The organism is Halalkalibacter nanhaiisediminis (assembly GCF_007830185.1).
Classification (GTDB): Bacteria; Bacillota; Bacilli; order Bacillales; family Bacillaceae_D; genus Halalkalibacter; species Halalkalibacter nanhaiisediminis.
Genome location: NZ_VLKZ01000013.1, coordinates 25,163 through 47,328 on the forward strand (window position 1 = coordinate 25,163; position 22,166 = coordinate 47,328).

Consider the following 22,166-nt stretch of genomic DNA (forward strand, 5'->3'; position numbering starts at 1 on the left):
TGCATGGAAGAACATGCAACACAAGGAATAGACCTTTTTCTTTGTCTTAACGATCCCTTTGACAAAAGAGTATACATGTAACAATTATCAAAGTTGCAATCATCAAATTTGCTGTTCAAGCTAGAGGTTGCTACAATATGAAAAGAGTTCAAGAAAAATTGTGTAAAAATATTGTTAGCCTGGTCCACTCCATTTCTCATATCGCGATCTGGACGACCGAATAGAGGAGAGTTTGTATGACCGATTTAAATCAGACACCTTATGAAGCCTTGGGTGGAGAACCCGTCTTATCTTCATTAGTCGATACATTTTACCAATATGTCTCAAAGCATCCAGATCTCGTTCAACTTTTTCCAAGTGATCTTACGGAGACAGCGAGAAAACAAAAGCAGTTCCTAACACAATTTCTTGGTGGGCCTTCTCTATATTTAGAGGAGCACGGGCATCCAATGCTTCGAGCACGTCATATGCCGTTTGTCATTACACCTATACAAGCTGAGGCATGGCTTGATTGTATGAAAAAAGCAATGGATGATGTTGGAATTGATGGGCTTATACGTGAGTATTTTCTTGAACGTTTAACAATGACTGCCCATCATATGGTAAATCATCCATCATAGAAAGGAGAATGACCATTGAACCAGAAGAATACTCCAACAACTTGTGATAATCAACTTGGCGTTTGTGGTCTTGATCCTAAAGAGAAGTTTGAAGTAAAACGCCATAAACCCATTGAATTATATACATTTATTGATCCACTTTGTGCAGAATGCTGGGCATTTGAGCCTATTTTAAAAAAATTACAAGTTGAATATGGAAAGTACTTTCGTATTCGTACACTTGTTGCAGGACGATTGAAAGCTTGGAATATGTGTAAGGATACCCAAAAAGGACTCGCAGCAAAAAAACAAGAAATCGCCTCAATTTGGGAACAAATCGCTGCTAAATCAAGAATGTCATGCGACGGCGATGTGTGGCTTGAGAATGAGTGGTCTTCTCCTTATTTAGTATCAATTGCTATAAAAGCTGCTGAATTACAAGGTCCTCAAGCAGGCTCACGCTACCTACGAAAATTAAGAGAAGCGTTATTTCTCGAAAAACAAAACATTACAGAAGAGAATGTACTCTTAAAATGTGCAGAGCAAAGCGGGTTGGATTATGAGGAATTTAAAAAAGATTTAACCTCACAAGGAGCAATTAAAGCACTGCAGTGTGACATAACAACAACAAACGAAATGGAAGTTGATATTGTCCCGACCTTTGTGTTTTTCAATGATAATATTGAGGAAGACGGAATTAAAGTCACTGGCGATTATCCTTACCACGTTTATGTGCAAATTCTTGAAGAAATGCTTGGTTTTAAACCAGAACCGGCTCCTTCTCTTTCTATCGAAGAGTTTTTAGCACAGTATCACTTTGTTGCAACGATTGAAGTTGCTGTTGTGTTCGACCTTACCGAAGAAGAAGCCGAACGACGTCTGAAAGCACTGATGCTGCAACAAAAAGTCGAATCTGTACCTGTGAAATATGGTACCTTTTGGCGAAATCTTCATAAGACAGATGAACAACTCGCTAAATAACATCATGTAACAAAAACGTGCCTCCTATTGGCACGTTTTTCTTTTCAACTAGTAAGTATACTTTTTCTTATCTTCCATTATAAACGCCTCTTCTATTAAATAAGGCTGCCTCATAAACTGGTATTAAGCATGTACAAGGGAGGGGATTATTATGAAATACCTAAAGCTGATTTGTGGCATTCTGAGTATGATCATCAGCTTTTATCTGTATATACTTGCGATCATGAATATGTTTCCATTATTTATTGCAGCACCTCTTCTCCTTCTCTCCATTGTCTTTACTCTTTCTCCACTTTCATCTTATAAACGTTTTAAAGGTTTTTAATCGCAAAAGCAAGGAGAGTCAGAAACTACAGTGACTCTCCTTGCTTTTTTATGCTTGATTTTCAAGTAGTTGCTCCATTTCAGTTAACGTCTCCTCAAAAACCGACAGAGCTTCTTCAATTGGCGTTGATGATGTCATATCAACACCAGCATGCTTTAACACTTCAATTGGATAATCTGAGCTTCCTGCTTTTAAGAAATCTAAATAACGTGTTATAGCAGGTTCTCCTTCTTCTAAAATTTGCTTTGATAACGCAGCTGCTGCACTATAACCAGTCGCATACTGATACACATAGAAATTATAGTAGAAATGTGGAATACGTGCCCATTCCAAACCAATTTCTTCATCTATGACAACTTCTTCTCCAAAATATTTTACATTTAAATCATAATAGGTTTTCGAAAGCAACTCTGGTGTTAACGATTCACCATTTGCAGCCTTTTCATGAATCAGCTGTTCAAATTCAGCAAACATCGTTTGGCGAAAAACAGTTCCTCTAAACCCTTCTAAGAAATGATTCAGCAAATATAATTTTTCTTTTGGATCTTCTGTATGCTTCACCATATAATCATTTAGCAAGGCTTCGTTCAAAGTGGATGCGACTTCAGCAACGAAGATCGTATAGTTACCATACAAATAAGGCTGATGCTTACGAGTATAATAACTATGCAAGCTATGACCAAATTCATGTGCAAGAGTAAATAGATTATTCACATTATCTTGCCAGTTCATCAAAATATAAGGTTTCGTTCCATAAGCTCCAGATGAATAAGCTCCGCTACGTTTGCCGACGTTTTCTTCTACATCAACCCAACGATTTTCAAATCCTTCTTTCAAAACGGAGACATAGTCCTCTCCAAGTGGTTCAATACCTTTAATCACGAGCTCCTTTGCCTTCTCGTATGGAATTTCCATCTTCACATCTTTCACTAATGGGGTATACAAATCATACATATGTAATTCTTCAACCCCAAGGACTTTCTTCCGCAGGCGAATATAACGATGTAATAAATCTAAACGATTATTAACCGTTTGAATTAGTTGATCATAAACCACTTCTGGAATATGATTTGTACTTAACGCAGCTTGTCTTGCTGAGTCATACTTACGAACATTGGCATAAAATAAATCCTGTTTCACTTGACCACTAAGTGTAGAGGCAAACGTATTTTTATACTGATCATACGTCTGGTAAACGGCTTTAAAAGCAGCTTCACGTACACTACGGTTGCTACTTTCAAGAAAACGGATAAAACGTCCATGCGTCACTTCCACTTCTTCGCCGTCTTCATCTGTAATGGTTGGAAATTTCATATCTGCATTGTTAAGCATACCAAACGTATTACTTGGGCTACTCGTTACTTCACTCGCTTGCGCCAAAATCGCTTCTTCTGCTTCGGTTAAAATATGAGCGCGCTGCTCATTCAATTCAGCAAACATATGCTTATATACTTTTAAACCATCATGCTCATTAACAAATTGTTCAATCTTCGCTTCATCAATTGATAATAATTCAGGAACAACAAATGAGGCCGCTTGACCAAGTTGTGAAGCTAGGCTTGCTGCACGATCATTTTTGCCTTGATAAAACGAATTTGTCGTGTCTTCGTCATAGCGCATATGAGCATACGCATAAAGCCGTCCAAGCTTCTCTGATAATTCATTTTGCTTTTCAAGTGCCTCATATAAGCTTTGCGCTGAATCAGCTAATTTGCCTTGATAAGCAGTTAGTTCAGGCAATTTTTCTTTAATTTCTTTAAATTCTTCTTCCCACTTTTCATCTGTTTCATAAATAGCTTCTAACTCCCACGTATGTTCAACTGCTATTTCATTACGTTTTTTTAATGCTTTCGCCACGTTACGTGCACCTCCGCCAATCATTCTAATATTTGATTACTATTATACATTCACCTTTTCCCCTTTGACTCCTTTATTATGCCTAGAATCAAAAATTTTATTTTTGGACGGCCATGAATGACAAAGATATTTTCGATCAAACTCAAATGCTTGTTCAATTGAAGATGGAATAACGATATTTCTTTTTCTCTTAAACTGTTCCTTTTCACTGTTTGTCTTTTCTAAATAACCAATTTGAGTAAGCCAAAGAAGAAAACCATCAACTGCTATTGACCAGTCAAGATTATTGAATGTTTTTCTATGTCCAAAAAGACCCCGATGCATATAAGGTTGTAGGCACTTCTTAACAATTTGGGAAGAAAAAGAATGATGAAGAGGCTGATACTGAAGACATTCAAGAATAAGGAAGGTTTGCCACTGATAAGACGGTGATTCAATCAAATAATGATAATTGGTCGGCCATCCAGCTTCAATAGGAAAAAGGCTTGTGGGTATTTGCTTACGATACAGAAGTTGTTGAAGAAACCTATCTGTTTTGGAAGGATACGGAGTAGGATGCTTGTAACGCCAATGTTTTTTTATGCTTAACCATTCATCGATAGGGAGTTCTGTTTGCGCTGGAGCATGTAAGAGATTTTCGAGAGTAAGTGATTGGAGAGGGTGTTCTTGATAATTTGCGAGTATTTTGGTAGCCGAATATGGGGTTAGCTGTTGAAGCAGAGCTAAACTTTTCTGTTTGGGACAATAATAAGTGAGAAAATGGCCATCATTATGAGTTGAACGAGTTGCATACCATTCAAATGTTTTAAGAGAGAAGGTTTTTGGGCCGTAACGCTTTAGTCGGTTTCCACCCAAAATCCATATTGGTGTAATACCTAATTGAAGATATCCATTTGTTCTCTTAGCTAAAAGGTCAGGATCTATAGGTGCACATTGGAACTCAAGTGCATAAAGTGTCTGCTTGTAACGAAGTAAAAGATCGGGGCGCTGACGGATGATTGGAAGATAGACCTCTAAGGCTACCTCTAATTTCTGGCTTTTAAGCCATTCATATAGCTGTTTTTTTCCATTCATATGATAAATGGTCTCTCGTTCAATCATAAAATCGCACTCAAAGTTAGCTTGATGAGCAAAATGCCATTGTTTTTTTGTACCGAGCTTCAACTGAACAGTCCCTTTACACATTTGACAATAAAATGATCGTTTTTTCCTCAGTTCCTTCAATTCATCAAGATGCCAACGATCAACGACTGAGATAATCGTGCCATCTTCAAACATTGCATTAAACATCTATCCACCTCCTATGAATGTTATCTTTATTTATCTTCTTGCCTTATTCTTAAAATCCTGCCTAAATATTAAAAATTTAAAACAAGGTGACTCAAATTGACTTTGAGTCACCCATGATGCATAAATCTATTAAGCATTTACTTCTTTTTTTACGTTTAATAGCTTAAAGAACTCTCTCATAAATGCTGGGAGATCATCCCATGCATGACCAGATACAATGTTGCCTTCAACATGAATCTTTTCTTCAATATAAGTCGCTCCAGCTGCTTCTACCTCAGGACGGCAAGCAGTATACGCTGTCATTTCACGTCCTTGAATATATTCTCTAACCGTCGTTAGAACAAGTTGTCCGTGGCAAATGACTCCCATAGGCTTGTTTTCCTTTAAGAAATGAGCTGCAATTTCTTGAACCTTCTTATTCATACGAATGTATTCAGGTGCGCGCCCTCCAGGAATAATAAGGCTATCATAATCAGCAGGATTAATGTCATCTACTGATACATGTGAATCAATTTTATAAGCCCATTTTTCTGTGAATGTATCCATTTCGGGTAAAAAGTCATGAACAACTGTTTGTAACTTTTTCTTAACAGGTGATGCAATTGTGCAATCAATATCTTCTTCAATACAACGATAATAAGGATAAAATACCTCTAAAGCTTCAACAGCATCTCCAGTAATAATTAGCACATTTTTACTCATAGTCAATCACCTTTCCCTTAGTTAATTTTAGATCAAAAATGGATACCATTTTTGAAAGCGCTACCAACAATATCATTATACTTTCTCAGCAATAGGTTGTAAATCATAACGTGCTTCTAACAAACCTCGACAATAGTGAGCATTGAATTCCATACTTAATCTTGTTCGCTTTACACCTAGTAAATAGTCAGAAAATGAATCTAGCTGTAGGTTTTCACCTTCTGGAGTCGTGATTGCTGTATCACTACTATGATGAAGCAAATTCTTTTTTTCTAAATATTTTTCTCTTAACTCTTCCCCTTCCATAGACAAAGAAAGGCTCATAAGATCATCTAATGAAAGGGTCGTTATCGCTTCTTCAGACACCCCCTCTTTCAATAAATATTTGATTAACTTCTCTTGTCTAGCATAAAACGCTTTTATTAGAAAAGTGTTTCTTAATGCTTCAAGATCACCGCCAGACATGTTTTCGAACGATTCACTAAAGCTCTTCTTGTTCGTAACACCTTTATTGATTTCATCTGAAGTACAATGATCGATTAAGTTCACTTTGACTTCCTTTACCCAATCAAGCTCAGATACATACGTATGAATATCTTCAGCCATAATATAAGCAAAGTTTGGTGAACACCAATACGTCGGTAATCTAAATATAACTTCCACACGATTTTGCTCGATCTTTACATGATCAATAAAACCTAAGTCTGTTAATGGTTGATCGAGCTCAGGGTCGTATACCTTATCTAATTTTTCATACACTTGCTGCTCGTTATTCATGGAATCAAACACCCCTCCCTGAAAGAATCAAAGAATGATAGAAAACCTACGCTCCTTGTACTGAAAGCTCACAGCCACGAAGCTTTTCTTTTTGAGCTTCAATATCAATGTTGTAAAGTCTTGCTGCATTTTCACCTAAAATCTTTTTCTTCACATTCATATCAAGTGTTACACCAGTTTCTTTTTGAAGATCTTCAGGAAGTTCCATTTCGATAAACTTCTCAACTAACCAGCCTGGCTCCCAAATGCCATAATCACTACCGAATAGTATGCGATCTTCATCTAACCAGTAAAGCAACTCACTCATAATCTCAGCAAAGTAACGCGGACGAGCATGAATGAATGGCATTGCAACGGCAAGTCCTCCGTATACATTCTTCTCCTGTGTCGCAATCCAGCAGAAATCTTCTAAACGTGGAAGCCCAACATGCTCAACGATAAAGTTTAAATTTTGGAAAGAGCTTGCTGCATCATCAACATCAGCGACATCAAATGCATCTCGATTAAGCGGCATAACTGTTGGTCCTTTATGAATATGAATATTTTTTATGCCAAGTTCTTCACATTTTTCAAGGTAACGATAAGCCCATGGATCTGATAGTTTGTAACCTTTTGAGTCTTTATACCAATCAGCAGTGTAGAGCTTGACCCCTTGCCAGTTATATTTTTCTTTCATTTCTTCTAATTTTTCCAAACCTCTTTCACCATGTCTCGGGTCTAATGTACCATTACAGATAAATCGGTTAGGGTATTGTTTTGAAATTTGCTCGTTTGCATCAAAATCACCAAAGCCATTTTTATAAAATTCATGCAAGTAAACAGGTTGAAAAATAGCCATGTCACAGTGTCCTTTAACAATGACATCGTTCACTAACGTTTCAGGGCTATACTTCACAAATTTATCTTTTGGCCAGATGTATTCTTTAGGACTCAAGTTCTTGTGATAATCGTAGAAGCAACTAATAAACTGATCCCCATGAATGTTCAACTGATTTTCTTTACTTCCATCCCACAAAGCAATATGAGCATCGATAACAAAGATTTCTTCCCCGCTAGCTGTTCTGTACATTAAAATTCCCCCCTAATACAAAGTGATTGAAATAGCCCAAATAACCAAAAGTATCCCAGTCAAAAGTAACCGCTTACATAAAATTGTATTAAATTACTATTTTATGTTTAATAAGCGTCTGAAGTTTTTTAGTTATTTAAACTTCCTACTTGTATTATAGTTCTTCATACACCTCAAATAATATATATATAGATCTGAAAATTATGCCTTTTTAATCTATTATATTTGTAGAAAAATACAACTACTTATTTGATACTACTATTCCAAAGCAATTACTAAGCACTCCCTTTGCGTTTATCTTGATCTTTATCTACTAGTATACTAGAAACATACATTTCTTAATGACCAAAATTAAATACTACATTTTTATTCATGTTCCTTGACAATACCTAACCATTTCTTACACTAAAAAATAACGCTCAGATTTTAAAAAGCTGAGCGTTATGTGAAATCTTCTTCTATCAGTACTTTGGGGTATCCTATAATAAAGGTGATAATAGCCTAGAGGTTGATTCAATGATCCGATAAAAAATTGAACGGTTTTGAAAAAGCTCAAAATTTATCTGATTTGAATGCTCGAGATCATAAACAAAATCACTGACTAGAGTGGTAACACTTTTTGTTCTATATAAATAAGCATTAACCTCAAAATTCAAATGAAAGCTACGCATATCCATGTTTGAAGTACCAATAGAAGCAATTTCATGGTCGACGATAATTAGTTTGCTATGCATAAAGCCTCGATTGTACTCGTAAACCTTCACACCTGCTTCTAATAATTCTGGAAAATATGAACGAGAAGCATGGAAGACGATTCGCTTATCAGGTCGATTTGGTACGAGAATCCGCACATCAATCCCACTCAATGCAGCAATTTTCAAGGCACTTAAAATATCATCATCAGGAATAAAATAGGGACTAGCAATCCAAATTGATTTTTTTGCGGATGTAATCATCGAAAAGAAAAGTTTTTTGTTCACTTCCCAACGAGTATCTGGTCCACTTGCAATCATTTGCACGCCACCATCCGCCTTCATTGAAGTAAGTACTGGAGATAAGTAACTTGGATTAAGAATTTTTTTACCTGTTTGGTAGTACCAATCTTGTAAGAAAATAAGCTGTAGTGTTCGGACGGCTTCTCCTCTGATATATAAATGTGTATCACGCCAATAACCAAAATATACGTGTTTACCTAAGTATTCATCACCTATATTTAAACCGCCGACAAACCCAACCACTCCATCAATAACCACTATTTTTCTGTGATTACGGTAATTAAGTTTATGATTTAAAAAGGGAAGCTTAACTGGCGAAAAAGCGGCAATCTCTACACCAGCATTCTTTAATTCTTTAATATAGCCCTTTGACAGCTTCCAACTTCCAACCGCATCATAGAGAAAACGAACCTCTACTCCTGCTTTTGCTTTGTCAATCAAGATATCCTTTATCTCTTGCCCAAGACCATCATCCCGAACAATATAGTACTCAAGATGAATATGATGTTCGGCCATTTTTAGGGCTTGTAGAATATGAGCAAATGTTTCCTTCCCATCTGTTAGTACTTTTGACTCGGTCGAAAAAGAAATTGGATTGTGACCAAGACGATGGGCAAGACGGAAAAGAAGCTGTTGATGTCCACCCATTTTTTGAATCTGATCTTCATTTAATTGACGAGTCCCTTCAATCTGTTGAAAGGCTTGCTCATCTTGAATAGCTTTCATGGAAAAAGACCGGTTCTTACGATGATTTTGACCAAATAATAAATAAAAAAAGAAGCCAAATAGTGGGAATGCTGCTAGTACAAGCAACCATGTTAAAGTCTTAGTAGGATGACGGTTTTCAAAAAAGATGACAACCGCAATAAACACTACTGATAAGCTAAACGCCACACTTAATGCTCCAACTACCCAGCCTTCCCAGTAGACACGTGTCATATAGAGAAGACCTATAGCTAAGGCTATGAATGCTATAATATTCAATTGATTCTTCATTGAACACTCCTGGATGTTATGTATTTACTTTTTATTTGTTCCCTTAATCCAAACCCGCTATCAAAAAAGCGAGTTGATTTTTTGATTGAATCAACTCGCTTCTACCGTATTTACTTAGAAAATGATGATCTAATGACAGGAAGCGCATTGGAAGGAACAATTTCTTTGCCATATTCCATAATTCGATAAATGGAAATATCGGACTCAAAGCCGTATTCCAGCATTTGACTCAGCATATCATCTTGCTGATCTTCATTGTATCTTTCATCATTAAATAGAACATATAAATAGTATGTGCCTTCAAAATGATATAACTCATTATGCAAGTCATCAATAAAGAAATTATGACTTAACGCAATAACATCCTCAAAGTCTTGGAAACCTATAACAATCTCAAGCAGTTCGTTTGAAGAATCTAATTCTCCATCCTCTTCACCCTGAGCCATCAGGTCAATAGAATCATGCTCTTTATCCTGTGTTACAGGAATTTCAAGTTTCACATTGCCACCTGAAACCTGGCCTCTTGTTACGACAATTTCTAATCCTTTATCTAATGCATGTACCTGTATCCATAAAGGTCCATCCAACTCAAATTCATCATTATCGCTAGCTTCATTCATCATTTCGAAGAAGAGCTCTTCTCCACGCTCACGATTGTACCAAATTTCATCCCTGTCAAAGCCTCTATCCTCAATATCTTTATACGTTATAAAAAATTTAATGGTTGTATCATTGACGCGTTCTATATCCATGTTCGCTCTCCCTCCTAATCGAGTAATTCGTTCAATGGATTTCGATTTACTTTCTAGTTACGTTATACCCTTTCTACCTCTTAGTCAATCAAAATTGCCTATAATATTTTTCACATATTGATTTACAAGAGTACGATCTCCTTAGAGAGCAACGTAAATAAAAATGAAAGACAAAATCATGATTAGTTTTCATTCTGTTTTGTCTTACTTCTATTTTATGATAAATCCTGTGAAAATGGAAATCTAAAAACTGCTTTTTTCTCATATTTTTCTGAAAATAGGGGTATGTACTTAGACAAGTACCTATTTAAAAGCAATTCTTTGTCATACATCTTAAGAATATTTTCTCCTTAAAACAAATGACATCTAAGTTCTCATCATAATTCCTCACTTCTAACCATATATGTTCTTAGTAAAGAGTCAGACAAGTTATTTATTCTTTAATACAATATTGTTACTGATTATTGTATGAAATGTCAATGATTATTATGAATCATTTTTGCTAAAGGGTGATGAATAAAGTGGATACAGATTTTCTGATTTCTCTCTTTACAATCATTGGAGTAGATATCATATTAGGTGGAGATAATGCCATTGTTGTAGCTCTAGCTTGTCGAAACCTTCCAATAGAGATTCGTAATCGGGCCATTCTACTTGGACTTGGCCTAGCATTAGTCATTCGAATGGGATTAACAATTATTGCTGTACATTTATTAGAAATCCCTTTTTTGCTTGCGATCGGTGGGGCGCTTTTAATCTACATTTCTTACAGCTTGCTGTTAGAGCAAACAGACGATCGAGATATTCAAGGGGGAACGAGTCTATGGAGTGCAATTAAAGCGATCATCATTGCTGATTTTGTAATGGGCTTCGATAATGTTATAGCTGTAGCTGGTGCAGCTCATGGTAACTCAACTCTCGTGATGATTGGATTATTTGTTTCCGTCCCTGTCATTATTTGGGGGAGTAAGCTTATTTTAAAAGGATTTGATCGCTTTCCCATCATCATTTATTTAGGAGCAGGAATACTTGCCTTTACAGCCTCAAGGATGATCACTCATGAAGAAATGCTGGCACCATTATTTAGTCAGCATCCCTTTCTCACTTTAGCCTTTCAAGTTATCATTATTTTAGCTGTAATGATCATTGGTAGCTATAAGAAAAGGATTCACTCGTTTCACTCTTAAATATCCATCTTTAAATACAAAGTGTTATATAAAAAACCCTTATCCAATGTTTTGGAAAAGGGTTTTTTGTTTTAAAATGTTTGACTCCATTTTAGGCAAACACTAATTAATTTACTAATCGCTGTGCTTCTTGTAATTCGAATGTTCTAACCTTACGTGGCAAGAAGCGTCGAATTTCAGCATCATTATATCCTACTTGCAGGCGCTTTTCGTCGAAAATAATTGGACGACGAAGCAAACCAGGGTTATCACTTATAATTTGAAACAAAGTTTGTAATGGGAGTGATTCTAACTCTACATTAAGCTCTTGAAAAACTTTCGAACGTGTTGAGATAATTTCATCCGTCCCATCCTCTGTCATTCTTACTACTTCCTTTACCTCTTCTACCGTTAATGGAGACGCAAAAATATTACGTTCCTCAAACGGAATATTGTATTCCTCTAACCAAGCTTTCGCTTTTCGGCATGAAGTGCAACTAGGTGAAGTTAATAATGTTACCATAGTACTGACCTCTCCTTTCAAGTTTGAGATCTATTACGAACTTAGATGTCATTATTGTCGAATATAGTCTCATTATACATCTTTGTTTAACTTTTGTATATAATAAGTTAGAGTGTTTTTATACAAATATTGAACACAAGCAAACATCAGCTAACATCGACTAGATGTTCAGTGAAACTATTTACTTTGTACCCTTACACTTGACATCTTAAACTTATTATACAGAAAATCTCTTTCTAAACATATATGTTTATTTAGTTGTTTAGTGACAAAACCACATTCCCTTCTCTCACCTGTCACAAATTCGTCATATTTTTATTGGAATACTCTCTTTAAATCAATTATTTCAGTGTTTTAGAAGCAACTCGAAAATAAAAAACCCCTATACGCTTCATAAAGCGAATAGGGGTTTTTGTTTAAGCTGTCGTACGGTTGGTTAAAGGATTTTGTTTCGTCTGTTCTTTCCAATTTTTTAAGTTCTTCTTAAGAAAGTCCTTTAACATCTCACGTTTCTTTTTTCGTTTAATATCTTTCTTTTTCATTGCAACCACCCTCATCATTTTTGATGAACGGCTCAATGCTTACACGGTCTTTTGGTCTTCTTTTTTCTCTTCATAGGTCAGAACTTGATCAACATCCTCATATGAAACACCGTAAAGTTCTTGATCCTTGTAGGTATGAATATGTTTGTAGGTGTGCTTCATTTTTTCGAAGATGCTCTGCTCTGATTCATCATTCGGTGACCAGAAAAGGATTTCTAATTCATTCACTTCATTTGTAGCAAGTGAGCGTCTACGATAGCCAATAGACTGTGCGTGCCTGAACCCTTCTCGACTGTAAAAGCGTTGACGCTTTTCTGTATCCGTGTCATCGTAATCCACTGGCTCGACTTCAAGAATAATTGGCTTCTGCTTATCCTTTAACTGATTAAGGAGCTTTTTTCCCAACCCTTGACCTCTGGCATCTTTTGAGACAAAGAGATAATCAACAAAGACAAAATCATCTGTCTCTACATACATCATAACATGATTTGGCCCTTCATCCTTATGGTAAATTTCAGCTTTTTCCATTAATAATAGTTCCATATGCTCTTTCGATTTCATTTCTTCAATCGGAAAATATTTATTTAGTTTTTCATACCAGTTCACGGGCATGACCTCCGTTCATATCTTTTTCTTTATTATATTCCTTTATCTTCATGGCTTAAACGCGATCATTTCAGCAGATTGTGGAAAATAATACCTTGCTGACCGGTTAATGACGCTTATGAACTATTCTCATACAAATACACAATGTTTTACAAGGTTTGACCTAACTGTACTCCTTTACCACGGCACTGCATAAAGAGTTTGATCTACACTTGTATGCGAAAGGAGCTACTGCATATGCAGTAGCTCCCTCAACTTACGGTTTATAGTTCACACCTGGAGTATAACGATTTGTCGCGTTCCAAAGTAAAAATTCATCAATTCCTTCTTCATTCAGAGCTCGTATTTGAGCTTCGACTTCTTCTTTACCATAGCTTATATAGTTTCCTGACCCTAGCCAACTTGCTGTGAAATCTTGAATCCAGGGTCTTGATACAGGCGGATTTTCTAGCGCGCCTAACACTTCATTTTCGACTTTGGCATATTCCTTCGTCAATTCATAAGGATATAAATCAGGCTTATCAATTCCAAAATAAGGAGTCCAATGACTTGGATAGATCATCGATGAAATAACATCAACGTTTTCTGATATTTTTGAAAAGTTTTGACCGATACCTGGTGCCTCGGAAATGGTTGCAGAATAACCAAATATATCAACTGACACATCTACATCATAATTTGACAGACGCTCCCTAGCATAAGCGACAAAATCTGTAACAGCTGTTACCCGTTTTTGAACATTGTCGCCGTCCTCACTCTGATAGTCACCCACACTATAATGTAATATTTCATCTCGACGCTCAAAGCCTTCAGGAAACCGGACGTAATCAAATTGAATTTCTTTAAATCCCATCTTTGCAGCTTCTTCAGCAATGTCAATGTTATAATCCCATACTTCTTTTAAGAAAGGATTAACAAATGCTTCTCCTCGGCCATTCTTCCAAACTTCACCATTTTCAACAAATGATAATTCTGGACGATTTTCAGCTAGAACTGAATCCTTAAAAACAACAATACGCGCAATTGGATAGATTGCATGCTCTTCTAACGTTTGCATCATTGCCTTAGGATCGCCAATAAAGTTTTGAGAAATATCAAAAAACGGAGAATCTTCTTCAGGACGATATGTCAAATAACCATGATCATCTTTAATATCAATAACCATTGCATTTAACTCTGTTGTGTTAAGTAACTCAAGTAATGTTAAAAATCGCTGTCCACCAGCAGAGTTCCCAGTTACATATACGCCTCGCACGCCATCTTCTGGATATGAAAATGAGTAACCCGAATCATATACAAATCGAGCCACACCACTTGGCAAGTCTACAATCGTCTTTGCAACGACCTTATGCTGGTGATCTCGTGCTTTTATTTGCCCTTCGGCTTCTTCTGCTTGTACCGAAGCAAAATAGATAAAACTAACAAAACAAAGCATGAGCACAAGAAATATTTTTCCCTTCATGACCTCACTACCTTTCTTTTAGTTTCGTGTTTCCAATCGAATTCTATATGCTAATCTTCATCTTTAGCATCCCAATCTTCTGGAATTGGATCTTCTTCTTCTGCTGCTAGTTGTCTACGTTTCTTATCAATTTGTTCTTTGTGCCATGCAAACTGCTCAATATTTACCAAAAACTGCCCTCCGTCAAAAACAGCTTTCACATGGCCTAACTGAATCTGTTGTTCTATGTATTCAGAAGGTAATCCTAAATAATCTGCTAATTCCAAAATTGTTACATACATGTTTTATCCTCCTATCAAAGTATAACGTCTGTCGACAAAGCTTGTCATTAATCTTCTGAAATTTATCCTGCTTTTTCGGGTCTCTTTCGCTATTTGAGTCTTACCTAACACCAAAAAAGTACAAGAACATTGAAAAGAGTACTTTCCCAAAAGGTTATTAAAAAAACAGCCAGAGATTATGCTCTCTGGCTGTTTTTTTAAGATAGTGGCAAGACATACAACAAAATCAAAAAGAAATGAAGCGTACTTCCTGCAAGTACGAATGTATGCCAAACCGCATGATGAAACTTAAACCCGCGCCAAACGTAGAAGATTGTTCCAAGTGTATAGCAAAGTCCACCAGCAACAAGAAATGCAATACCTGCAGTAGGCAAATTTTCCATCATAGGTTTAATCGCAAAGATTGCAAGCCATCCCATCGCAATATAAAAAACCGTAGAAAGAAACAAGAACTTTTTTACAAAAAATACTTTAAAAACAATTCCTACTGTAGCAAGACCCCAAACAATACCAAATAGTGTCCACCCTAATGTTCCTTGGACGACAATAAATAAAAGTGGTGTATAGCTCCCTGCAATATATAAATAAATAGCCGAGTGATCAAAAATTTCAAACAAATTTTTAATTTTACCCTCTGGCAAGCTATGAAGCATTGTCGAAGAGAAATAAAGCAGCAGCATTGTGACTCCGTAAATTGTAAAGCTAACAATATGCAACGCTGATCCATGTAAACTAGAAAAAACAATTAACAATACAAGCGCAGCAATGCTAAGCACTACCCCAATACCATGAGTAATTGCATTTGCTACTTCTTCACCTTTTGAAAATGTATGTGTGGCCGCCATATCATACCCCTTTCACCTTTTCCTTCTACCTATTATAACAAAGAATGACCATGAATACCGAACTCATCTTATTTTCTCGACATTTGATTAGTTCATTCTGTTGCAATAAAATGTTTAACTCTATATAATAGAAAAAATACACATTTTTAGTGAGGTATTGATTATACTCATAAAAAGGAGGAATGTTCAATGAGACATGTAAAGCTTTTACAATTGTTTGACCATCCTATTACACAAAAGTATGTTAAACGTTCGGGCATGGCTCATGCAGTAGCTTGTGCCTATCATGCATACCGCTTAGCTAAAAAACATGGTGTTGACCCTGACCGAGCAACAAAGGCGGCATTCCTTCATGATATCGGACATTACACATGGTACCGCGACGGTCAATGGGATTATGATTTATATAAAGAAAATGATATCCACGCAATCAAAGGCGCAGAGCGAGCTCATAAATTATTAATTAGACTTGGGGAACATCCACGAACAGCTAAAGAAATCTCACTTGCCATTTTACTACACACTGACTCCTATTTACCAGAAGGCCAACTAAACCTGAATCCTCTTCAGTATGTCGTTGCCCTTGCGGATGAAGCGGATGAAGAACCAGGTGGTGAACATCACTATCGAACACTATCTGCTGAAAGAGCAAGAAAGATGCTCGAAGCCCTTGATAAAAAAGTCGATGAATCCATGCAACAAATGATTATAGAACAAACAATTTAGTCCTTACTACTATTACTAGCCTGAGAAAGAGTACGTCTTGAACGTACTTTTTTTTGTACTTCTCTTTCTTTTGATTGACGTCTCTACAGCTAACATGCTACATTTAGTCCATCATAATTAAATACCCTTAAAAAGGGGAGTAGCGACCTTTTGGTCAATGAGTCGTCATGACAGTGGCACGCCCCACTCGGTTCATTGAGCTTTGAAGTTATATAGCTGGTTAAACTATTTAATAGCTTCAAAGTACGCAAGACCTTTTTATGAGAGTCCTTCGGTTTTGATTAAATCAGACTTTCATAAAAGGGTCTTTTTTGTTTGTTTATTGAAGGAGGATGTTCATATGGTTTTTGTTTGGTTTCTTTTAGCAGCATTATTAACAGTTATTGCAGCAATCAAATTATCTACTTATGCAGATACAATTGGAGAAAAGACTTCGCTTGGTGGCATGATGGTTGGAACCATTTTCCTTGCTGGAGCAACCTCACTTCCTGAAGTGACAACAAGTATCTCTGCCATTATCTTAGATAGTCCTGATATAGCAGTTGGTAATGTTTTTGGTAGTAATATGTTTAACTTATTAATTCTTGCAAGCTTTGACCTATACTATCGCAGGCAGCAGATTTTTGCTATTGCAGAGCGCACTCATTTTTATACAGCAAGTGTCGGTCTTTTATTAGCGATCGTTTCGTTCATCGCATTAACAATACGAATTGATTACTCCATCCTTGGTATTGGTATTGATGTATGGGTTCTAATGACTATTTATGGATTAGGTATTTGGATGATTTCTTTCTTATCCAAAAAGCACCCTCAACAGCCTGAGGCAAAAACAGAAGAATCTGTGTATAACTTATCAGCCATTTCACTAAAAACAGCAATTATTGGCTTTATCCTTGCGGCACTAGTGATTATGGGAGCAGGAACACTTTTAACAATTACAGGTGACAAAATTGCGGTTATAACTGGATTAGGGGCAAGTTTTGTTGGTAGCTTTCTTATTGCTGCAACCACATCATTACCTGAGGCTGTATCTGTCCTTGTTGCCTTACAGCTACGTAACCGTAACCTAGCCCTTGGCTCAATTTTAGGTAGTAATTTATTCAACATTCTAATACTCGGTGCTTCAGATGTTTTTTATCGAGATGGCTCTATTATTTCAGCAGTTTCTGATGTTCATCAAATTACGGCAGCTGGAGTCAGTATTCTTTCAGTGGTTATCCTTTATGCACTTTTGCGTAAACCACAAGATTCATTAGTTCGTTACACATTACCATCACTTGCGGTCATTGTTTTATACTTTGTCTCTTCCTATTTGATCTTTATTCAATAAAGAAATCCCTGCCTAAGACAAAACGGGCAGGGATTCTCTTATTTTCTTAGTAAAATCAAATCTTCCATCATCCCGTATGACATCTCTCCATTAATCCGCTGAACAATGATACCTTGTTCATCAATCACAATCGTAGTAGGAATGCCAATAATTTGATAACGATCCATCACTTCTCCTTCTTCATCAAGTAATGGGTCAAAATATGCCCGGTAGTGATCGAGAAAAGGTTTAATTTCTGCCTTACTCTGTTCTTGACTCATTAAATTGATGGCTAAAAAAACAGCCCCTTGCTCTCGTAAACGTTTGTCCATTTCAACAATAACAGGCATTTCTTCTTGGCATGGATGACACCATGTTGCAAAAAAATTCAATACCACTTGCTGCCCTTTAAAATCATCTAGTTTGACTTGCTTGCCTTGCAACGTTGACAACTCAATTGGCAGGGCAACTTGTCCTACTTGAACACCAGGTGAAACCGACTCAGCAACTGCTTCTTCTACTTGCTCAAACAAACTTATTGATTGGCTATACATAAGTCCTACACTGCATAATAGGATAATCAGGATCCTTCTGTAGAGTGCTTGACTTTTCATTCGATTGACCTACCCCCCTTAAAAGTTGCTATAATGTAATTTATGTCTATCATGATAAAATCATGCGAAAGGAGAACGATCAAATGACTAAAATTCAATTTTCACAAGTCGTCGCAGTGATCTCATTAATTATCTTTGTCGTTATCTCATATCAACAAGGATATAGAAATGACTTTATCTTTTATCCATTAGTCAGTATCAACCTCATTCTTTGGATCCTGCGAATGCGTGAACGACGCTCGAAGGGACATTCTGTCGAAGAGTGATTTAACGGTTAGACACTAGCTAATCACTAATGACTAGTAACTGTTTGTGATAAAGGTATCTCCCTCCTGTAAGAGGCGTTTTAAACATGGTATGATAAGTACTATATAGATTGATGTACATAAGTGAAAGGATGAACATAATGAAAACAGTATTTTCTGGTATCCAACCTAGTGGTACCTTAACTCTCGGGAATTATTTAGGCGCAATGAAGCATTTTGTTGACATGCAAGATGATTATAATTGTTATTTCTGTATTGTAGATCAGCATGCCATAACGGTCCCTCAAGACCGAATTAAGCTACGTGAGAATATTCGCAGCTTGGCCGCTCTATATTTGGCAGTCGGAATTGATCAAGAGAAGGCTACTTTATTTATCCAATCAGAGGTTCCAGCCCACGCTCAACTTGGCTGGATGATGCAATGTGTATCTTACATTGGAGAACTTGAACGGATGACACAGTTTAAAGATAAATCTCATGGCAAAGAAGCAGTATCATCCGCACTACTCACATATCCTCCACTTATGGCCGCAGATATCCTTCTTTATAAAACGGATATTGTACCAGTTGGAGATGATCAAAAGCAGCATTTAGAATTAACTCGTGACCTTGCCGAACGATTTAATAAAAAATATAATGATATTTTCACGATTCCTGAAGTTAGGATTCCTAAGGTTGGCGCGCGAATTATGTCATTAAATGATCCATCAAAGAAAATGAGTAAATCAAACCCTAATCCGAAAAGCTACATCTCAATGCTTGATGATGCGGCAACAATTACGAAAAAAATTAAAAGCGCCGTTACTGATACGGATGGCATTATTCGTTTTGATCGCGATGAAAAGCCTGCTGTTTCAAATCTACTTTCTATTTATTCACTTTGCTCTGGTACACCAATTGCAGAGCTTGAGGCGCGGTACGCTGGGAAAGGTTACGGAGACTTTAAGACCGACCTTGCAGAAGTTGTTGTCAATACACTTCTTCCTATTCAAGAACGCTATAATCAATTAATTGAATCCGAAGAGCTTGATGATATTCTTGACCATGGTGCCAAGAAAGCAAACCATGTTGCAAGTCGCATGATGGAAAAAGCGGAACGAGCTATGGGTTTAGGTAGAAAAAGTCGAAAATAACGTGTTATCAACGATTAAAAAAGGACAGCTCATCGCTGTCCTTTCTTTACATCAATACCCGTTATTTTTCTTCCAAACAAATCCAACTAAAAAGGAAAGTCCAAGTGATCCGACAACTAGTACGATTGCTAGAATTTGCATAACGGCATGGGCAAATCCATCCATTGTTTCCATCTATGTTCCCCTCCTATAGCAATAAAGTCTTCCTTTTTATTATAGGAGAGTTCAGAAACATTGTAAATGTCGGAATCACAAGATTCATTGCTTGCTCACAAACACTTCTGTTATTTTACACCAGCACCTTGTTCGAGCTCCCATAATTTCTCAAAGAAAGCTTTTCCTTTTACCATTGCCTCACATAAATGATGATGTCTGCTTGTCCATCCTTCTCGAATTTCTTCATATAATTGATGCCAAGCTTCTTCCCTTCCTAACATTTGAATTCTCATATAATCTTGCGGACTCCATTCTGTATACCAGTAACGTACTGCAGCATCTGTACCCGTTGTATATAATTGGTCAAGAGCCATGTAAAGCAGCTGCTTTAATTGACGTTCTTTTCTCGTTAATCCGTTCATTTCTTTTGGACTAGGCGATAAAAGATGATATACTTTGTCCATTTCCCCATTAAAATCAAACATCTTCAGCTCTTGCTCTTTTAAATGATCATACACAATTTGCTCCTGCCTTGGCGTTAGACGGCTTTTCCGAATAGGTGTTTTATATCCCATTGTATCAATCGCAATGATTCGACTAGCATCTGAGGCTATAAAACAATAATCAAGCTGAATGCGTGACATATTTTTGCGCAAATAGCTTTGTTGATGAACTTCCGCTAACAAATCCTCAGGTAAATCTGATAAGTCATTTTCAATATAATCGAAAAGATTTGAACTAACGAAGATGAGAATAGCTTGATCAAGAACCTCAATTCGATCGTCGCTGCGCCATTCATGAAAATCACACACATTATAGCCGTTTTCCTCCCCTTCAAACCAATTGACCCATACATCTCGGATATAGACCATAGATAGCCCCCTCCTTACTGTGAATCGATTTTGTATCAACAGTATAGGCAGGGAGCAACCAGTTTATTCCATGCTTTTATAATTCATTCCAGAATAATTATTTTGGTTTTTGTTTGCGGTGTTTACGAGAATATGGATAGGTTAGCGATCCAATGATCAAAGCAACACCTACTAAAAATAGATAAAATTCAATTCGTTCAATTAAAAAGGCTAAATACATTGTAAATTGATAACCTGTCGTTAAAAGATTTAAGTAAGCAAGAATACTAACGCCACCAATGACAGCTAAAGTAAACCCTATCAAGACGAGAAATATACGAATCACCTTCCACTCCTCCCATTTTAATGGTGCATCCCTTTTTTTATTCCCTATCAATTCGTACCCTTTTTCTCAAAAAAGATTGAACGCTCAAATAATGCTTCAGCAGATTCATCCAGCAATGTGATCGTTTTATCTGTATCTTTTGCAGCAGAATGAACCAATTGATAGCCAATATAATAACCAAGCCATAGCGGTACCTTTACTTGCTCATTTCCATATAAATAGACCTGATGTTTTTTCCGATCTTTTAAGAACAAATTCGGTCTAATCCATCTGTTAAACCAATCATGAATCCATCTTTGATCGTAATAACTCGTCCATGCTGCATTCACATCTGTTCCAATTTCTTCTTTGACCGCAAGCTCAGCTAAACCTTCCATAACCATTGATTCAAGAAGGGGCATTGATTTTTCCGTTAACTTTGTGTGCATGAGACGACAGCTATGATGATATTCATGGGTTACTAATGCTTGAAGCTCTCTTTTCGTAAGCCTTGAATGAATGAAGAGTATGATAGCTTTAGGTAATGTAATGCCCATTTTCCCACCTAATTCTTTCATTAGAAAAGAATGACGTTTTTCAACGGGAAGCAAATATAGTTTGACATCTGGACCCGTCCATTTTTTTTGTAAATAAGTCAGTTGCTTTTGAGTCTCTATCCATGCAGAACGGTCCATTAACTGCTCTACTTCAAGATCAATTGAGACGTCTGGTCGAACAAGTCCAGCCTGAAAAAGGAATTGTTGAAGTGCCCTTGTATTTTTCGTTTCGAAAATATCACTGAGAGGTTCAATCATGACCTGTCTATGCAAGCTCATTTTTTCAGATAGGGAATCTACTTTTCGCCATTTTTGACAATAGATACGCAACCATTTATCCGTTCTCACTACCCCCATCCACATCACTCCTTATCATTACTATATGAACAGGTCGACTAAAATGAACCAATTTCTGCGGAAATAGTGTTATTTCAACTTTTCAAAATACCCATGTTTATGTG

Annotated in this window: 26 protein-coding genes; 8 read left to right on the plus strand and 18 right to left on the minus strand. The window is 36.7% G+C overall.

Annotation, left to right across the window (positions count from 1 at the left end):
- Positions 1 to 236 precede the first annotated feature (236 nt).
- The 3 genes from IQ10_RS16685 (at position 237) to IQ10_RS18220 (ending at position 1,905) form a co-directional block, all read left to right on the plus strand.
- A complete protein-coding gene (locus IQ10_RS16685; RefSeq protein ID WP_144451607.1) occupies positions 237 to 620 on the plus strand; it encodes a globin domain-containing protein in 384 nt (127 codons plus the stop codon).
- Positions 621 to 635: 15 nt separating this feature from the next.
- Positions 636 to 1,580, plus strand: coding sequence for a ClpXP adapter SpxH family protein (locus IQ10_RS16690; RefSeq protein WP_144451608.1), 945 nt, complete (start codon positions 636 to 638; stop codon positions 1,578 to 1,580).
- A 151-nt stretch (positions 1,581 to 1,731) separates the two neighbouring features.
- Positions 1,732 to 1,905, plus strand: a complete 174-nt coding sequence (locus IQ10_RS18220; RefSeq protein WP_199757445.1) for a hypothetical protein — start codon at positions 1,732 to 1,734, stop codon at positions 1,903 to 1,905.
- A 48-nt stretch (positions 1,906 to 1,953) separates the two neighbouring features.
- Here the strand turns inward: IQ10_RS18220 and pepF are convergent, their stop codons facing one another.
- From pepF to mecA, 7 genes are all read right to left on the minus strand, one after another.
- Positions 1,954 to 3,762: an oligoendopeptidase F gene (gene pepF, locus IQ10_RS16695; protein ID WP_242009867.1), complete on the minus strand. Its 1,809-nt coding sequence runs from the start codon at positions 3,760 to 3,762 to the stop codon at positions 1,954 to 1,956.
- 42 nt (positions 3,763 to 3,804) lie between these two features.
- Complete coding sequence (locus IQ10_RS16700) at positions 3,805 to 5,052, minus strand: competence protein CoiA (RefSeq protein WP_144451610.1); 1,248 nt, start codon at positions 5,050 to 5,052, stop codon at positions 3,805 to 3,807.
- Positions 5,053 to 5,181: 129 nt separating this feature from the next.
- The gene (locus tag IQ10_RS16705; RefSeq protein ID WP_144451611.1) at positions 5,182 to 5,754 is read right to left on the minus strand and encodes a DJ-1/PfpI family protein; all 573 of its coding nucleotides are present in this window, start codon (positions 5,752 to 5,754) and stop codon (positions 5,182 to 5,184) included.
- A gap of 75 nt (positions 5,755 to 5,829) precedes the next feature.
- On the minus strand, positions 5,830 to 6,531 hold the full coding sequence (locus IQ10_RS16710) for a metal-sulfur cluster assembly factor (protein ID WP_144451612.1): 702 nt from the start codon (positions 6,529 to 6,531) through the stop codon (positions 5,830 to 5,832).
- 46 nt (positions 6,532 to 6,577) lie between these two features.
- Positions 6,578 to 7,600, minus strand: coding sequence for an amidohydrolase family protein (locus tag IQ10_RS16715; RefSeq protein WP_144451613.1), 1,023 nt, complete (start codon positions 7,598 to 7,600; stop codon positions 6,578 to 6,580).
- 479 nt (positions 7,601 to 8,079) lie between these two features.
- Positions 8,080 to 9,591, minus strand: coding sequence for a cardiolipin synthase (cls, locus tag IQ10_RS16720; RefSeq protein WP_144451614.1), 1,512 nt, complete (start codon positions 9,589 to 9,591; stop codon positions 8,080 to 8,082).
- Positions 9,592 to 9,701: 110 nt separating this feature from the next.
- Positions 9,702 to 10,343, minus strand: a complete 642-nt coding sequence (mecA, locus tag IQ10_RS16725; RefSeq protein WP_144451615.1) for an adaptor protein MecA — start codon at positions 10,341 to 10,343, stop codon at positions 9,702 to 9,704.
- Positions 10,344 to 10,864: 521 nt separating this feature from the next.
- On the opposite strand from mecA, the gene IQ10_RS16730 reads away from it, so the two are divergent.
- Positions 10,865 to 11,530 (plus strand): TerC family protein, encoded by a 666-nt coding sequence (locus IQ10_RS16730; protein WP_144451616.1) that lies wholly within the window; start codon positions 10,865 to 10,867, stop codon positions 11,528 to 11,530.
- Positions 11,531 to 11,636: 106 nt separating this feature from the next.
- Here IQ10_RS16730 and spxA read toward each other — a convergent pair whose 3' ends face one another.
- The 6 genes from spxA to trhA all read right to left on the minus strand — a co-directional run bounded on the left by spxA (position 11,637) and on the right by trhA (position 15,768).
- Entirely contained in the window at positions 11,637 to 12,032 is a 396-nt protein-coding gene (gene spxA / locus IQ10_RS16735) for a transcriptional regulator SpxA (protein WP_144451617.1), read from the minus strand.
- 416 nt (positions 12,033 to 12,448) lie between these two features.
- Entirely contained in the window at positions 12,449 to 12,574 is a 126-nt protein-coding gene (locus IQ10_RS18640) for a hypothetical protein (protein WP_277878089.1), read from the minus strand.
- 39 nt (positions 12,575 to 12,613) lie between these two features.
- Entirely contained in the window at positions 12,614 to 13,180 is a 567-nt protein-coding gene (locus tag IQ10_RS16740; RefSeq protein ID WP_144451618.1) for a GNAT family N-acetyltransferase, read from the minus strand.
- Positions 13,181 to 13,436: 256 nt separating this feature from the next.
- Positions 13,437 to 14,642: a putative glycoside hydrolase gene (locus IQ10_RS16745; RefSeq protein WP_199757446.1), complete on the minus strand. Its 1,206-nt coding sequence runs from the start codon at positions 14,640 to 14,642 to the stop codon at positions 13,437 to 13,439.
- A 50-nt stretch (positions 14,643 to 14,692) separates the two neighbouring features.
- The gene (locus IQ10_RS16750) at positions 14,693 to 14,923 is read right to left on the minus strand and encodes an excisionase family DNA-binding protein (RefSeq protein ID WP_144451619.1); all 231 of its coding nucleotides are present in this window, start codon (positions 14,921 to 14,923) and stop codon (positions 14,693 to 14,695) included.
- 197 nt (positions 14,924 to 15,120) lie between these two features.
- Positions 15,121 to 15,768 (minus strand): PAQR family membrane homeostasis protein TrhA, encoded by a 648-nt coding sequence (gene trhA, locus IQ10_RS16755; RefSeq protein ID WP_144451620.1) that lies wholly within the window; start codon positions 15,766 to 15,768, stop codon positions 15,121 to 15,123.
- 189 nt (positions 15,769 to 15,957) lie between these two features.
- Between trhA and IQ10_RS16760 the strand changes: the two genes are divergently transcribed.
- Both IQ10_RS16760 and IQ10_RS16765 read left to right on the plus strand, forming a co-directional pair.
- Positions 15,958 to 16,494 (plus strand): HD domain-containing protein, encoded by a 537-nt coding sequence (locus tag IQ10_RS16760; protein WP_144451621.1) that lies wholly within the window; start codon positions 15,958 to 15,960, stop codon positions 16,492 to 16,494.
- A 340-nt stretch (positions 16,495 to 16,834) separates the two neighbouring features.
- The gene (locus tag IQ10_RS16765; protein ID WP_144451622.1) at positions 16,835 to 17,824 is read left to right on the plus strand and encodes a sodium:calcium antiporter; all 990 of its coding nucleotides are present in this window, start codon (positions 16,835 to 16,837) and stop codon (positions 17,822 to 17,824) included.
- 38 nt (positions 17,825 to 17,862) lie between these two features.
- Here IQ10_RS16765 and IQ10_RS16770 read toward each other — a convergent pair whose 3' ends face one another.
- On the minus strand, positions 17,863 to 18,417 hold the full coding sequence (locus IQ10_RS16770) for a TlpA disulfide reductase family protein (RefSeq protein ID WP_144451623.1): 555 nt from the start codon (positions 18,415 to 18,417) through the stop codon (positions 17,863 to 17,865).
- Between the two features lie 83 nt (positions 18,418 to 18,500).
- Here IQ10_RS16770 and IQ10_RS16775 point away from each other — a divergent pair, with 83 nt between their 5' ends.
- Both IQ10_RS16775 and trpS read left to right on the plus strand, forming a co-directional pair.
- A complete protein-coding gene (locus IQ10_RS16775) occupies positions 18,501 to 18,683 on the plus strand; it encodes a hypothetical protein (protein ID WP_144451624.1) in 183 nt (60 codons plus the stop codon).
- 140 nt (positions 18,684 to 18,823) lie between these two features.
- Complete coding sequence (trpS, locus tag IQ10_RS16780; RefSeq protein ID WP_144451625.1) at positions 18,824 to 19,816, plus strand: tryptophan--tRNA ligase; 993 nt, start codon at positions 18,824 to 18,826, stop codon at positions 19,814 to 19,816.
- Positions 19,817 to 19,867: 51 nt separating this feature from the next.
- On the opposite strand, the gene IQ10_RS18645 is transcribed toward trpS, so the two are convergent.
- The 4 genes from IQ10_RS18645 to IQ10_RS16795 form a co-directional block, all read right to left on the minus strand.
- On the minus strand, positions 19,868 to 19,990 hold the full coding sequence (locus IQ10_RS18645; protein ID WP_277878091.1) for a hypothetical protein: 123 nt from the start codon (positions 19,988 to 19,990) through the stop codon (positions 19,868 to 19,870).
- A gap of 110 nt (positions 19,991 to 20,100) precedes the next feature.
- Positions 20,101 to 20,844, minus strand: coding sequence for a YjbA family protein (locus tag IQ10_RS16785; RefSeq protein WP_144451626.1), 744 nt, complete (start codon positions 20,842 to 20,844; stop codon positions 20,101 to 20,103).
- A gap of 97 nt (positions 20,845 to 20,941) precedes the next feature.
- On the minus strand, positions 20,942 to 21,169 hold the full coding sequence (locus tag IQ10_RS16790; protein ID WP_144451627.1) for a YuzI family membrane protein: 228 nt from the start codon (positions 21,167 to 21,169) through the stop codon (positions 20,942 to 20,944).
- A 47-nt stretch (positions 21,170 to 21,216) separates the two neighbouring features.
- Positions 21,217 to 22,062: a DUF2268 domain-containing putative Zn-dependent protease gene (locus IQ10_RS16795; RefSeq protein WP_158640069.1), complete on the minus strand. Its 846-nt coding sequence runs from the start codon at positions 22,060 to 22,062 to the stop codon at positions 21,217 to 21,219.
- Positions 22,063 to 22,166: the final 104 nt, after the last annotated feature.